The following is a 13,907-nucleotide window of genomic DNA, read 5'->3' on the forward strand; positions in this document are numbered from 1 at the left end:
CGCGTCCGGTGCGGGCGTATCGGGCAGGACGGCCTGCGGCGCGGGCGCAGCCGACTGTGGCGGCGTCGGTTCGGCGGCGGGAGCCGCGGGGCTGGCTGCGGGTGGCGCAACAGGCGCCGCCGGCGGATTCGGCTGCACCACTTCGGAACGGGTAATGAGGGCATTGCCGGTGCCGAGCCCCGAGCGGATCCAGGCGTACGCGCCGGCCCCGATCAGCGCCACCAACAACAGCAGAAACAGCAGCGGCCGGCCGCCGCCGCGCGGCTTGGCGGCCACTGCCGCAGGCGCGGCCGGCACGGCCACCACCTCGGCCGCGGCCGTTTCCGGCGCGGCGGGCGACTCGTCCACGTAGACCGCGATGTCCAGCAGGGCGGCCAGCTCCCCCAGGGTCTGCGGTCGGTCGGCCGGCAGCATGGCCAGGCCACGATCGATCGCGTTCAGGAACGCCGGGCTGTATTTCGTCAGGCCCAGCGATGCCAGGGGCTCGTAACTGTCCGTGGCGCGGCGCTCCGGCGCCGGCGGCGGGCGCAGCCCGATCACCAGTGCGTGCATCACCGCACAGAGCGCGTAGACGTCTGTCCACGGGCCGCGCGGCCATTCGGCCGAATCCGTGTACAGCTCGAACGGGGCAAAGCCCGGCACGGGCGTCAGCCCCGAGCGGCGCGAGCGGGGCACCGACAGCTCCGGCAACAGGTGCGCACGCGCGCCTTCGTCCATGCCCACCGTATCCAGCGAGATGTCGCCGCATATTTCGCCTTGCGCATGCAGGCCCATCAGCGAAGGCAGCAGATCCGACAACAACCGCTTGATGCGGGTTTCCGGCACTCCGCCCGCCGCACTGGCGGCGATGGCGCTCAAGGGGCGCAACGCGAGCGGCGCGGCACCTGAAAAAGGGCTGCGCGGCGTGTGCAGGCCGGCGGGTGAGGACATGTTCAACATACTGCGCAAGGGGCGCGAAAACGGGTTAAGGGCAGATAGGCGGAATATTATCCAATCCGTTACGCCAGGACATTGCCGAAAATGTCGGAGCGCATCAGGCTGTGGCACGATAGCGTATCGTCAAATTCCCCCACCTAGATGAAAGCCCATGAAAATTCGCCTGCTCGGCAGTTTGCTCGGATTATCGTTCGCCCTGGCCGGCTGTTCCGGCCTTCCGGTCGCCCAGCCCGACCATCCGCCCACGCCCGAGGCGCTGGAACAGTTGCAACAGGTTCGTGACCAATATAGCGCCGGGCACTACGGCGAGGTCATCCGCCGGGTAGCCAGGTCCGACGAGCTGGCCGGCTCCAGCAAGGCCGTGCGCATCGAGGCCTACAAGCTGCAGGCGTTCAGCTACTGCGTCAGCAAGTATCCGCAACTTTGCGAAGACAGCTTCAGCCGTATCCTGCAACTGGATCCCGCCTTCGAACTGGCGCCGAACGAAGCCGGCCATCCGGTCTGGGGCCCGGTATTCCAGCGCGCCAAGAACCAGGCCGCCAAGTAGCGTCAGCGCCCCGCCGCGCAGACAAAAAAAGGCCGCTGATTCGCATCAGCGGCCTTTTTGCTTCTGGCCTCCCCCGCCGGGCCTGCGCGGGGGGTGCACCGGACGTCGCCCTTATTCGGCGGCGTCCTCGCTGCCCAGGTCGGACGACGGGGCATCGGCGTCCAAGCCCACCGTGACCGGCGAGTCTTCGAACGGGTTGGCCAACTGGCGGGCGGCTTCGCGTTCCGCGGCCTCCAGGGCTTCCTTGTCCTTGCGGGCATGGTGGTACGCCAGGCCGGTACCGGCCGGGATCAAGCGGCCGACGATGACGTTTTCCTTCAGGCCACGCAGGTCGTCGCGCTTGCCCATGATGGCGGCTTCGGTCAGGACACGCGTGGTTTCCTGGAACGAGGCGGCCGAGATGAACGAGTCGGTCGACAGCGAGGCCTTGGTGATACCCAGCAGCACGTTTTCGTACGTGGCCGGACGCTTGTCTTCAGCGTTGACGCGGTCGTTCTCGTTCAACAGCTCGGAGCGCTCGACCTGCTCGCCCGGGATGAACTCGGTATCGCCCGCATCGACGATGTTCACACGGCGCAGCATCTGACGAACAATCACTTCGATGTGCTTGTCGTTGATCTTCACGCCCTGCAGACGGTACACGTCCTGCACTTCGTCGACGATGTAGGTCGCCAGCTTCTCGATGCCCTGCAGGCGCAGGATGTCGTGGGGATCGGCCGGGCCGTCCACGATCATTTCGCCCTTGTTCACCACCTGGCCGTCGTGCACCAGCACCTGCTTTTCCTTCGGAATCAGGAACTCGTGGCTGACGCCTTCCAGGTCGGTGATGACCAGGCGCTGCTTGCCCTTGGTGTCCTTGCCGAACGAGACCGTGCCGGTGACGTCGGCGAGCATGCCGGCATCCTTGGGCGAACGGGCTTCGAACAGCTCGGCCACGCGCGGCAGACCACCGGTAATGTCGCGGGTCTTTTGCGATTCCTGCGGGATACGCGCCAGGACTTCACCCACGGCAACCTGCTGGCCGTCACGCACGGTGATCAGCGCGCCGACCGGGAACGAGATGTTCACCGAGTGATCGGTGCCGGCGATCTTGACGTCTTCGCCGTTCTCGTTGACCAGCTTGATCTGCGGACGCATGACGATCTTGCCGCCACGGGTCTTGGGCGTGATGACGACGAGCGTCGACAGGCCGGTGACTTCGTCCACCTGCTTGGCCACGGTTACGCCTTCTTCGATGTTCTCGAAGCGGACGGCGCCACCGTATTCCGACACGATCGGACGGGTCAGCGGATCCCACGTCGCCAGGCGCGCGCCGGCCTTCACGGCCTCGCCATCGCCCACCAGCACGGTCGCGCCGTACGGGATCTTGTGGCGTTCGCGTTCGCGGCCGTTGTCGTCGAAGATCGCCAGTTCGCCCGAGCGCGAAATCGCGACGCGTTCGCCCTTGGCGTTGGTGACGTAGCGCATGGTGCTGGCAAAGCCGACCACGCCGCTGGACTTGGTTTCCACCGCGCTGGCCAGGGCCGAACGCGACGCCGCGCCACCGATGTGGAACGTACGCATCGTCAGCTGCGTGCCCGGTTCACCGATGGACTGGGCGGCGATGACGCCGACCGCTTCGCCCTGGTTGACCGGCGTGCCGCGGCCGAGGTCACGGCCGTAGCAGTGCGCGCACAGGCCATGGCGCGTTTCGCACGTCAGCGGCGTGCGGACCTTGACTTCGTCCACGCCGATGCGGTCGATCATGTCGACCATGTCTTCGTCCAGCAGGGTGCCGGCGGTGATCGCCGTTTCCTGCGTGTCCGGATTGACGATGTCGATGGCGGCCACGCGGCCCAGGATGCGGTCGCGCAGCGGCTCGATGACTTCACCGCCTTCCACCAGGGCCTTCATGTTGTAGCCCTGCGAGGTGCCGCAATCGTCCTCGGTGATCACCAGGTCCTGCGTCACGTCGACCAGACGGCGGGTCAGGTAACCCGAGTTCGCGGTCTTCAGTGCCGTGTCGGCCAGACCCTTACGCGCGCCGTGAGTCGAGATGAAGTACTGAAGCACGTTCAGGCCTTCACGGAAGTTCGCGGTAATGGGCGTCTCGATGATCGAGCCGTCCGGCTTGGCCATCAGGCCGCGCATGCCGGCCAACTGGCGGATCTGGGCGGCCGAACCGCGGGCGCCCGAGTCAGCCATCATGTAGATGGAGTTGAACGATTCCTGGCGTACTTCCTCGCCGTGACGGTTGATCACGGGTTCGGTGGCCAGTTGCTCCATCATCGCCTTGCCGACCTTGTCGCCGGCCTTGCCCCAGATGTCCACCACGTTGTTGTAGCGTTCCTGGGACGTGACCAGACCCGACGAGTACTGCTTGTCGATTTCCTTCACTTCACGGCTGGCTTCGGCCAGGATGCCTTCCTTGGCCGACGGGATCAGCATGTCGCCCATGGCGATGGAGATACCGCCGCGGGTGGCCAGGCGGAAGCCCGACTGCATCAGCTTGTCGGCGAAGATCACCGTGTCGCGCAGGCCGCAACGGCGGAACGACTGGTTGATCAGGCGCGAGATTTCCTTCTTCTTCAGCGCCTTGTTCAGCACGGTGAAGGGCAGGCCCTTGGGCAGGATCTCGGACAGCAGCGCGCGGCCGACGGTGGTTTCGTGGCGGCGGATCACCGGCTGCCATTCGCCATTCTCGTCACGCTCGTGTTCCTTCAGGCGCACGGTGATGCGGCTTTGCAGCTCCACTTCGCCGTTGTCGTAAGCGCGTTGCACTTCGGCGACGTCGGTGAAGAAGATGCCTTCGCCCTTGCCGTTGATGCGCTCGCGCGTCGTGTAGTACAGACCCAGCACGATGTCCTGGGACGGCACGATCGACGGTTCGCCGTTGGCCGGGAACAGCACGTTGTTCGACGCCAGCATCAGCGTGCGCGCTTCGAGCTGGGCTTCCAGCGACAGCGGCACGTGGACGGCCATCTGGTCACCGTCGAAGTCGGCGTTGAACGCCGCGCAGACCAGCGGGTGCAACTGGATGGCCTTGCCTTCGATCAGGACCGGCTCGAACGCCTGGATGCCCAAACGGTGCAGCGTGGGCGCACGGTTCAGCATGACCGGGTGTTCGCGGATGACTTCTTCCAGGATGTCCCAGACCACCGGTTCCTGGCTTTCCACCAGCTTCTTGGCGGCCTTGATGGTCGTGGCCAGGCCCATCATCTCCAGGCGATTGAAGATGAACGGCTTGAACAGTTCCAGGGCCATCAGCTTGGGCAGGCCGCACTGGTGCAGCTTGAGCTGCGGACCCACCACGATGACCGAACGGCCCGAGTAGTCGACGCGCTTGCCCAGCAGGTTCTGACGGAAACGACCGCTCTTGCCCTTGATCATGTCGGCCAGGGACTTGAGCTGGCGCTTGTTGGCGCCGGTCATGGCCTTGCCGCGACGACCGTTGTCCAGCAGCGAGTCGACGGCTTCCTGCAGCATGCGCTTTTCGTTGCGCAGGATGATTTCAGGGGCCTTCAGCTCCAGCAGGCGCTTCAGACGGTTGTTGCGGTTGATGACGCGGCGGTACAGGTCGTTCAGGTCGGAGGTCGCGAAGCGGCCGCCGTCCAGCGGCACCAGCGGACGCAGGTCCGGCGGCAGCACGGGCAGCACTTCCATGACCATCCACTCGGCCTTGATGCCGGACTTCTGGAAGCCTTCCAGCACCTTCAGGCGCTTGGAGATCTTCTTGATCTTGGCTTCCGAGCTGGTGGCCTTCAGTTCGCCGCGCAGCGTTTCCACTTCGCGGTCGATGTCGATGGTGCGCAGCAGTTCGCGCACGGCCTCGGCGCCCATCAGGGCACGGAAGTCGTCGCCGTATTCCTCGGTCTTGGCCAGGAAATCGTCGTCCGACATGATCTGGCCGCGCTTGAGCGGCGTCATGCCGGGTTCGATCACGCACCAGGCTTCGAAGTACAGGACGCGTTCGATGTCGCGCAGGGTCATGTCGAGCACCATGCCCAGACGCGACGGCAGGCTCTTCAGGAACCAGATGTGCGCGACGGGGCTGGCCAGCTCGATGTGGCCCATGCGTTCACGGCGAACCTTGGCAACGGTAACTTCAACGCCGCACTTCTCGCAGATCACGCCACGGTGCTTCAGGCGCTTGTACTTGCCGCACAGGCACTCGTAGTCCTTGATCGGGCCGAAGATCTTGGAGCAGAACAGACCGTCACGCTCGGGCTTGAACGTGCGGTAGTTGATGGTCTCGGGCTTGCGAACTTCGCCGTAGGACCACGAACGGATCTTCTCGGGCGAGGCGATGCCGATCTTGATGGCATCGAATTGCTCGTCTTGCGAGACTTGCTTAAAGAGGTCGAGTAGCGCTTTCATTAGTTACGCTCCAAATCCATGTCCAGGGCCAACGAGCGGATTTCCTTGACCAGCACGTTGAACGATTCCGGCATGCCGGCATCGATGACGTGATCGCCCTTGACGATGTTTTCGTATACCTTGGTGCGGCCGGTGATGTCGTCGGACTTCACCGTCAGCATTTCCTGCAGGGTGTAGGCGGCGCCGTAGGCTTCCAGCGCCCACACTTCCATTTCCCCGAAACGCTGGCCACCGAACTGCGCCTTGCCGCCCAGCGGCTGCTGGGTCACGAGCGAGTACGGGCCGGTCGAACGCGCGTGCATCTTGTCGTCGACCAAGTGGTGCAGCTTCAGGTAGTGCATGTAGCCGACGGTGACCGGACGCTCGAACTTCTCGCCGGTGCGGCCGTCGTACAGCCACGCCTGCGTGCGCGAGGGCGTCAGGGCCATGCGCTTGGCGACGTCGTCCGGATAGGCCAGTTCCAGCATCTTGGTGATTTCCTCTTCGGTCGCGCCGTCGAAGACGGGCGTCGCGAACGGCACGCCGTTCTTGAGGTTCTGGGCCATTTCCATGACTTCTTCGTCGGTCAGCTCGTCGATGCGCGCGCCGGTGCCGGTCGTGTTGTAGACCTTGTCCAGGTAAGCACGGACGTTCTTGACCTGCGCGGTGCGCTCGTCGCGCAGCATGTCGGCGATGCGGTGACCCACGCCCTTGGCAGCCCAGCCCAAGTGCACTTCCAGCACCTGGCCCACGTTCATCCGCGAGGGCACGCCCAGCGGGTTCAGAACGATGTCGGCCGGCGTGCCGTCAGCCATGTGCGGCATGTCTTCCACCGGGGTGATGCGCGAGACCACGCCCTTGTTGCCGTGACGGCCTGCCATCTTGTCGCCAGGCTGCAGACGACGCTTCACGGCCAGGTAGACCTTGATCATCTTCAGCACGCCCGGGGGCAGCTCGTCGCCCTGCGTCAGCTTCTTGCGCTTCTCTTCGAAGGCCAGGTCGAACTGGTGACGCTTCTGCTCGAGCGATTCCTTGGCCTGCTCCAGCACCACGGCGTGGGGCTCGTCGGCCAGGCGGATGTCGAACCACTGCCAGCGGTCCAGATCAGCCAGGTAAGCCTTGGTGATCGTGGCGCCCTTGGCCAGCTTGCGCGGGCCGCCGTTGACGGTCTTGCCGACCAGCATCTTCTCGATACGGTCGAACTGGTCGTTTTCAACGATGCGCAACTGGTCGTTCAGGTCCTGGCGATAGCGGCGCAGTTCATCGTCGATGATGGACTGGGCGCGCTTGTCGCGCACGATGCCTTCGCGCGTGAACACCTGCACGTCGATGACGGTGCCGGTCATGCCCGAAGGCACGCGCAGCGAGGTGTCCTTAACGTCGGACGCCTTTTCACCGAAAATGGCGCGCAGCAGCTTTTCTTCCGGCGTCAGTTGGGTCTCGCCCTTGGGCGTGACCTTGCCGACCAGCACGTCGTCGGCGCTGACTTCGGCGCCGATGTACGTGATGCCCGAATCGTCCAGGCGGTTCAGTTGCGTCTCGGCCAGGTTGCTGATGTCGCGCGTGATTTCTTCCGGACCCAGCTTGGTATCGCGAGCGACAACCGTCAGTTCCTCGATGTGCACCGAGGTGTAGCGGTCATCGGCCACGACCTTTTCGGAGATCAGGATCGAGTCTTCGAAGTTGTAGCCGTTCCAGGGCATGAACGCGATCAGCATGTTCTGGCCCAGGGCGAGTTCGCCCAGGTCCGTCGATGCGCCGTCGGCCAGCACGTCACCCTTGGCGACACGATCGCCGCGCTTGACGATGGGACGCTGGTTGATGTTCGTGTTCTGGTTGGAACGCGTGTACTTGATCAGGTTGTAGATATCGACACCGACTTCGCCGGCGACGTTTTCTTCGTCGTTCACGCGGATCACCACGCGCTCGGCGTCGACGTGGTCGACCAGGCCGCCACGCAGCGCCTGCACGGTGGTGCCCGAGTCAACGGCCACGGTGCGCTCGATACCCGTACCCACGACCGGCTTTTCCGGACGCAGGCAAGGCACGGCCTGACGTTGCATGTTGGCGCCCATCAGCGCGCGGTTCGCGTCGTCGTGCTCCAGGAACGGAATCAGCGAAGCGGCGACCGACACGATCTGCGACGGGGCCACGTCCATGTAGTGCACGTTGGCCGGAGCGGTCAGCATGGTTTCGCCGGCTTCACGGCAAGCCACCAGGTCGTCCACGAACTTGCCTTCGTCATCGAGCGCGGCGTTGGCCTGCGCGATCACGTAGTGGCTTTCTTCGATGGCCGACAGGTAGTCGATCTGGTCGCTGACGCGGCCGTCGACGATCTTGCGGTAAGGCGTTTCCAGGAAGCCGTACTCGTTCAGGCGAGCGTACAGCGCCATGGAGTTGATCAGGCCGATGTTCGGGCCTTCCGGCGTTTCGATCGGGCAGACGCGGCCGTAGTGGGTCGGGTGCACGTCACGGACTTCGAAGCCGGCGCGCTCGCGGGTCAGACCGCCCGGGCCCAGTGCGGAAACACGACGCTTGTGCGTGATTTCCGACAGCGGATTGGTCTGGTCCATGAACTGCGAAAGTTGGCTCGAACCGAAGAACTCCTTGATGGCGGCCGAGATCGGCTTGGAGTTGATCAGGTCGTGCGGCATCAGGTTTTCGGTCTCGGCCTGGCCCAGACGTTCCTTGACGGCGCGTTCGACGCGCACGAGGCCGGCGCGGAACTGGTTCTCGGCCAGTTCGCCGACGCAACGCACGCGGCGGTTGCCCAGGTGATCGATGTCGTCGATCTGGCCACGGCCGTTACGCAGCTCGACCAGCACCTTGATGGTTTCAAGGATGTCTTCGTTGGTCAGCGTCATCGGACCGGTGATGTCTTCACCACGGCCCAGACGGCTGTTGACCTTCATGCGGCCGACGCGCGACAGATCGTACGTTTCTTCGCTGTAGAACAGGCGCTGGAACAGCGCTTCCACCGCTTCTTCGGTGGGCGGTTCGCCAGGACGCATCATGCGGTAGATGGCAACGCGCGCGGCCATCTGGTCGGCGGTTTCATCGGTGCGCAGCGTCTGCGAGATGTACGGGCCGCGATCCAGGTCGTTCGTGTAGAGCGTCTGGATGTCGTGCACGTTGGCGGCGCGCAGGGCGCCCAGCACGCTTTCGGTGATCTCGTCGTTGGCGTTGGCGATGACTTCGCCGGTATCGGCGTCAACGATGTTCTTGGCCAGCACGCGGCCGTACAGGAAGTCTTCCGGCACGGAGATGCGCTGGATGCCGCCGGCAGCCAGGTCGCGCAGATGCTTGGCGTTGATACGCTTGTCTTTTTCGACGATGACCTTGCCGGAGCGGTCCGCGATGTCGAAGCGGGCCATTTCGCCCTTCCAGCGCTCGGGCACGAATTCCATCATGGCGCCTTCGCTCTTCAACTCGAAGTTGTCGAAGTCGAAGAAGTTGGCCAGGATTGATTCCGGCGTCATGCCGATGGCCTTGCACAGGATCGTGACAGGCATCTTGCGGCGACGGTCGACGCGGAAGAACAGGATGTCCTTGGGGTCGAATTCGAAGTCCAGCCACGAGCCGCGGTAGGGAATCACGCGGGCCGAGAACAGCAGCTTGCCCGAGCTGTGCGTCTTGCCGCGGTCGTGTTCGAAGAACACGCCGGGCGAGCGGTGCAGCTGCGAGACGATGACACGCTCGGTGCCGTTGATGACGAACGAACCGGTGCCCGTCATGAGCGGAATTTCGCCCATGTAGACTTCCTGTTCCTTCACTTCCTTGACGGTGGGCTTGCTGACTTCGCGGTCAAGCAGCACCAGGCGGACCTTGGCTCGCAGGGGCGAGGCATAGGTCAGGCCACGTTGCTGACATTCCTTGACATCGAACACCGGTTCGCCGAGCACATAGCTCACGAACTCCAAGCGCGCCATACCGTTGTGACTAACGATCGGGAAAATCGACGAAAACGCCGCCTGCAAACCGTCGGCTACGCGATCGGACGGGGCGGTATCCGCCTGCAGGAAAGTTAGGTAGGATTGAAGCTGAGTCGCCAAAAGGAAGGGAACGTTTTGAACGTCTTCACGCTTGGCGAAGCTTTTGCGGATGCGCTTTTTTTCGGTGTACGAGTAAGGCATGAGCACTCCGACTCGAGGTTGCATGGGCCGTCAACCACGGCCCCAGGTGATACGACTCCAGGAAACCCCTCTGGAAAGGGCATGACCCCAGCAGGGGTTTCCTGGAAACGCAAAAGCCCGGGGACGGCAAATTGCGCTGTCCCCGGGCAAATTGACGCAGGTCTTACTTGACTTCGACCTTGGCGCCAGCTTCTTCCAGCTTCTTCTTGGCGGCTTCGGCGTCAGCCTTGGCAACGCCTTCCTTGACGGGCTTCGGCGCGCCGTCGACCAGGTCCTTGGCTTCCTTCAGGCCCAGACCGGTCAGCTCGCGCACGGCCTTGATGACGGAAACCTTGTTGGCGCCGGCTTCAGCCAGGACAACGGTGAACTCGGTCTGCTCTTCAGCAGCGGCGGCAGCGCCACCGGCGGCCGGAGCGGCCACGGCCACAGCGGCGGCAGCAGCCGACACGCCGAACTTCTCTTCCATTTCCTTGATCAGCTCGGACAGTTCGAGCACGGTCATGCCAGCGATGGCGTCAAGGATTTCAGCTTTGTTAAGTGCCATTTTTAAGAACTCCAAATATTGGGTAATGCCAGGGTTTGGGTGTCGCTCGGTCGTTCAGCGAATTTCCGTGAAGGGCGGGGATTAAGCCGCGGCCTTCTGGTCGCGCACGGCGGCGAGGCCACGGGCGAACTTGGTCGGAACTTCGTTGAGCGTACGCACGAATTGCGCGATGGGGGCTTGCATGGTGCCCAGCAGTTTCGACAGCAACTCTTCGCGCGAGGGCATGGTGGCCAGAGCCTTCACGCCTTCTTGGTTCAGCAGGCTGTTGGGCAGAGCGCCCGCCTTGATGACCAGCTTGTCGTTGCTTTTCGCGAAACCTGCGAGGACCTTGGCCGCCGTAACCGGGTCAGCGCTGATGCCATAGATCAGCGGACCGGTCAGTTGCTCGGCCAACGGCTCGAAAGCCGTGCCGGCAACAGCACGACGGGCCAGCGAGTTCTTCAGAACACGCAGATACACGCCCGATTCACGCGCAGTTTTGCGCAGTACGGTGACAGAGGCGACGTCCAGACCACGGTACTCGGCGATAACAATCGATTGCGCCTTGGCCACTTCGGCCGAGACTTCCTCGATTACCACCGCTTTCTCTTGACGATTGAGACTCACGGTTTGAACACTCCATCAAAAGACGCCTGGGGCCGGAGCCTTGCGCGTCAACCGAATGCGGCGCCTGGTCGAGTTCTTCGGGTAAAGAAATCTTCCTGGGGACGCCGTCTACGCTGGATCCGAACTTTGCGAGCTTCGGGATTAAGCGGGGCAGCGAGGGTACTGCTTCCAGCGGAAGGAGAACCTTCGCGCTGACCTGCTCCAGCGGTCTTTGACAGCAGCATCCGGAGGAATCCGGATGCGGCCCAAAGTACGTTTACAACTGTTGGCTTAGTTGGTAGCCGACAGCGAGGCAATTTCCACGCGCGCACCGCCGCCCATCGTGGACGAAACGGCCAGCTTGCGCAGGTAGATGCCCTTGGCAGCGGCGGGACGAGCCTTTTGCAGGGCGTCGACCAGCGCGGCCAGGTTGGTTTGCAGCTGTTCCACGCCGAACGACGCGCGGCCGATCGTGGCGTGGATGATGCCGGCCTTGTCGGTGCGGTACTGAACCTGACCGGCCTTGGCGTTCTTGACGGAGGTGGCGACGTCGGGGGTCACGGTGCCGACCTTCGGGTTCGGCATCAGGCCACGCGGGCCCAGGATCTGACCCAGGGCGCCGACAACACGCATCGTGTCGGGCGAGGCGATGACCACGTCGAAGTCCATCTGACCGGCCTTGATCTGGTCGGCCAGGTCGTCCAGGCCGACGATGTCGGCGCCAGCGGCCTTGGCGGCCTCAGCCTTGTCGCCTTGGGCGAACACGGCGACGCGGACCGACTTGCCGGTACCGGCGGGCAGCACGACCGAGCCGCGGACCAGTTGGTCCGACTTCTTCGGGTCGATGCCCAGTTGCACGGCCACGTCAATCGATTCGTTGAACTTGGCGACAGCGGTTTCCTTGACCAGGGTCAGGGCTTCGGCGACCGGGTACAGCTTGGTGCGGTCGATCTTTTGCGCAATGGCGGCGGCGCGCTTGCTCAGTTTTGCCATGATTAGATCCCCTCAACCGTGATGCCCATGCTGCGGGCGCTGCCAGCGATCGTGCGGACGGCGGCGTCCAGATCAGCGGCGGTCAGATCGGGGCCCTTGGCCTTGGCGATTTCTTCAGCTTGCGCGCGGGTCAGCGTGCCGACCTTGTCGGTATGCGGCTTGGACGAACCCTTCTGCACGCCGGCGGCCTTCTTGATGAGGACCGTCGCGGGCGGGGTCTTCATGATGAAGGTGAAGCTCTTGTCGGCGAAAGCGGTGATCACCACCGGAATCGGCAGACCAGGCTCCATGCCTTGGGTCTTGGCGTTGAACGCCTTGCAGAATTCCATGATGTTCAGGCCACGCTGACCCAGGGCCGGGCCAATCGGGGGGGAGGGGTTAGCCTTACCAGCCGGCACTTGCAGCTTGATAAAGCCGACGATCTTCTTCGCCATGCTTTGCTCCTTGCGGGTTATATCGCCCTAGCGCGCGGCCAGGGCTCCCCGGGGGTTGAAATCAGGTCTTTTCGACCTGGCTGAAATCCAGTTCGACGGGGGTGGCACGACCGAAGATCGTGACAGACACGCGAACCTTGCTCTTTTCGTAGTTGACTTCTTCGACGTTGCCGTTGAAGTCCGCAAACGGACCTTCCTTGACCCGAACCATCTCGCCCACTTCGAACAGGATCTTGGGGCGGGGTTTCTCGACGCCCTCTTCCATCTGGGAGAGGATCTTTTCGACTTCCTTTTCGGAAATCGGGGTCGGACGATTGCCCGAGCCACCCAAAAAGCCGGTGACGCGGTTGGTGTTCTTGACCAGGTGCCACGTTTCGTCGGTCAGGTCCATTTCAACCAGGACGTAACCGGGGAAAATGCGGCGCTCGGTGATCGACTTCTGGCCACCCTTGACCTCGACGACTTCCTCGGAGGGCACAAGAATGCGGCCAAAAGACGTTTGCAGGCCCGCGCGCTCGATGCGCTCGTTCAGGGCCTTGTGTACGCTTTTTTCCATGCCGGAGTACACATGGACGACATACCAACGCTTACTCATTCGCCGTCCTTATTTCCAGCCCAACAACAGGCCGTAGAGAATCCATTCGATGCCCTTGTCGAGCACCCACATGAAAATGCCCATGACCGCCACGAACGCGAAAACGATGCCCGTCATCTGGGTCGTTTCCTTGCGGGTGGGCCACGAGACACGCTTGACTTCGTTGTAGGACTCGCTGGCAAAGCTCAGCGTGCGGCGCCCCGGCTCGCTGAACCAGGCGATCACGGCCGCGATCACGAGGCCACCGACAAAGACGCCGATACGAGCAGGCATCGGTTGTGCGCTGAGCACGGAAAACCCGACGATGCCAGCAATAACGACAAGAACCGCCAGCCCGAGCTTGACCCGGTCGGCGGTACTGGTTACGGTTTCTACGCTGGTATTAGACATATTGCGACGCGAGCCGCCGTGAATGCGTAACTCGCGATGATCTCCCGCGGGTTTATCCTGGCGGTGGCAGGGGCAGTAGGAATCGAACCTACAACCTTCGGTTTTGGAGACCGACGCTCTGCCAATTGAGCTATGCCCCTAAAACACTCACATTCGCACTCACGTGCACTGCACTTTCATCGTTCCGCTTCATCTATCAAGCCACTACCATGTGTAGCGGCTTGCGGAACCATACATCATACTACTTTTACAGCAAAGATGGATAGAGGGGCTTGAGAGCCCACTCTACCCATCCGGGTATTGCTTACTTCAGGATCTTGGCGACGACGCCGGCGCCGACGGTACGACCGCCTTCACGGATGGCGAAACGCAGGCCTTCTTCCATGGCGATCGGGGCCAGCAGCTTGACGGTCAT

General features: G+C 63.1%; 11 protein-coding genes and 1 tRNA gene. 1 reads left to right on the top strand and 11 read right to left on the bottom strand.

Translation table 11 applies throughout. From position 1 onward, the window contains the following. Window positions 1-930: serine/threonine-protein kinase (locus HV783_RS28325; RefSeq protein WP_254604083.1), on the bottom strand; the 930-nt coding region annotated here is incomplete at its 3' end. A gap of 157 nt (window positions 931-1,087) precedes the next feature. Between HV783_RS28325 and HV783_RS28330 the strand changes: the two genes are divergently transcribed. Further along, window positions 1,088-1,483, top strand: a complete 396-nt coding sequence (locus tag HV783_RS28330; protein ID WP_054504551.1) for a TssQ family T6SS-associated lipoprotein — start codon at window positions 1,088-1,090, stop codon at window positions 1,481-1,483. Window positions 1,484-1,594: 111 nt separating this feature from the next. Here the strand turns inward: HV783_RS28330 and rpoC are convergent, their stop codons facing one another. The 10 genes from rpoC to HV783_RS28380 form a co-directional block, all read right to left on the bottom strand. Then, window positions 1,595-5,839, bottom strand: coding sequence for a DNA-directed RNA polymerase subunit beta' (gene rpoC / locus HV783_RS28335; RefSeq protein ID WP_054504550.1), 4,245 nt, complete (start codon window positions 5,837-5,839; stop codon window positions 1,595-1,597). Further along, window positions 5,839-9,951: a DNA-directed RNA polymerase subunit beta gene (rpoB, locus tag HV783_RS28340; protein ID WP_020925808.1), complete on the bottom strand. Its 4,113-nt coding sequence runs from the start codon at window positions 9,949-9,951 to the stop codon at window positions 5,839-5,841. The genes rpoC and rpoB overlap by 1 nt, the downstream gene beginning before the upstream one ends. Window positions 9,952-10,114: 163 nt before the next feature. Further along, the gene (gene rplL / locus HV783_RS28345; RefSeq protein ID WP_006389590.1) at window positions 10,115-10,495 is read right to left on the bottom strand and encodes a 50S ribosomal protein L7/L12; all 381 of its coding nucleotides are present in this window, start codon (window positions 10,493-10,495) and stop codon (window positions 10,115-10,117) included. 81 nt (window positions 10,496-10,576) lie between these two features. Further along, window positions 10,577-11,101 carry a 50S ribosomal protein L10 gene (gene rplJ, locus HV783_RS28350; protein ID WP_006389589.1) on the bottom strand — a complete coding sequence of 175 codons (525 nt, stop codon included), beginning with the start codon at window positions 11,099-11,101 and terminating at the stop codon, window positions 10,577-10,579. Between the two features lie 270 nt (window positions 11,102-11,371). Beyond that, on the bottom strand, window positions 11,372-12,073 hold the full coding sequence (gene rplA / locus HV783_RS28355; RefSeq protein ID WP_175190291.1) for a 50S ribosomal protein L1: 702 nt from the start codon (window positions 12,071-12,073) through the stop codon (window positions 11,372-11,374). 2 nt (window positions 12,074-12,075) lie between these two features. Further along, complete coding sequence (gene rplK, locus HV783_RS28360; RefSeq protein ID WP_006389587.1) at window positions 12,076-12,507, bottom strand: 50S ribosomal protein L11; 432 nt, start codon at window positions 12,505-12,507, stop codon at window positions 12,076-12,078. Between the two features lie 61 nt (window positions 12,508-12,568). After that, complete coding sequence (nusG, locus tag HV783_RS28365) at window positions 12,569-13,102, bottom strand: transcription termination/antitermination protein NusG (protein WP_006389586.1); 534 nt, start codon at window positions 13,100-13,102, stop codon at window positions 12,569-12,571. 9 nt (window positions 13,103-13,111) lie between these two features. Next, the gene (gene secE / locus HV783_RS28370; protein WP_006389585.1) at window positions 13,112-13,492 is read right to left on the bottom strand and encodes a preprotein translocase subunit SecE; all 381 of its coding nucleotides are present in this window, start codon (window positions 13,490-13,492) and stop codon (window positions 13,112-13,114) included. Between the two features lie 64 nt (window positions 13,493-13,556). Next, window positions 13,557-13,632: transfer RNA gene (locus HV783_RS28375), tRNA-Trp, on the bottom strand. Window positions 13,633-13,796: 164 nt separating this feature from the next. Then, on the bottom strand, window positions 13,797-13,907 hold a 111-nt coding region (locus HV783_RS28380; protein ID WP_128829795.1), incomplete at its 5' end, for an EF-Tu C-terminal domain-related protein.

The organism is Achromobacter dolens (genome assembly GCF_902859745.1).
Classification (GTDB): domain Bacteria; phylum Pseudomonadota; class Gammaproteobacteria; order Burkholderiales; family Burkholderiaceae_B; genus Achromobacter; species Achromobacter dolens.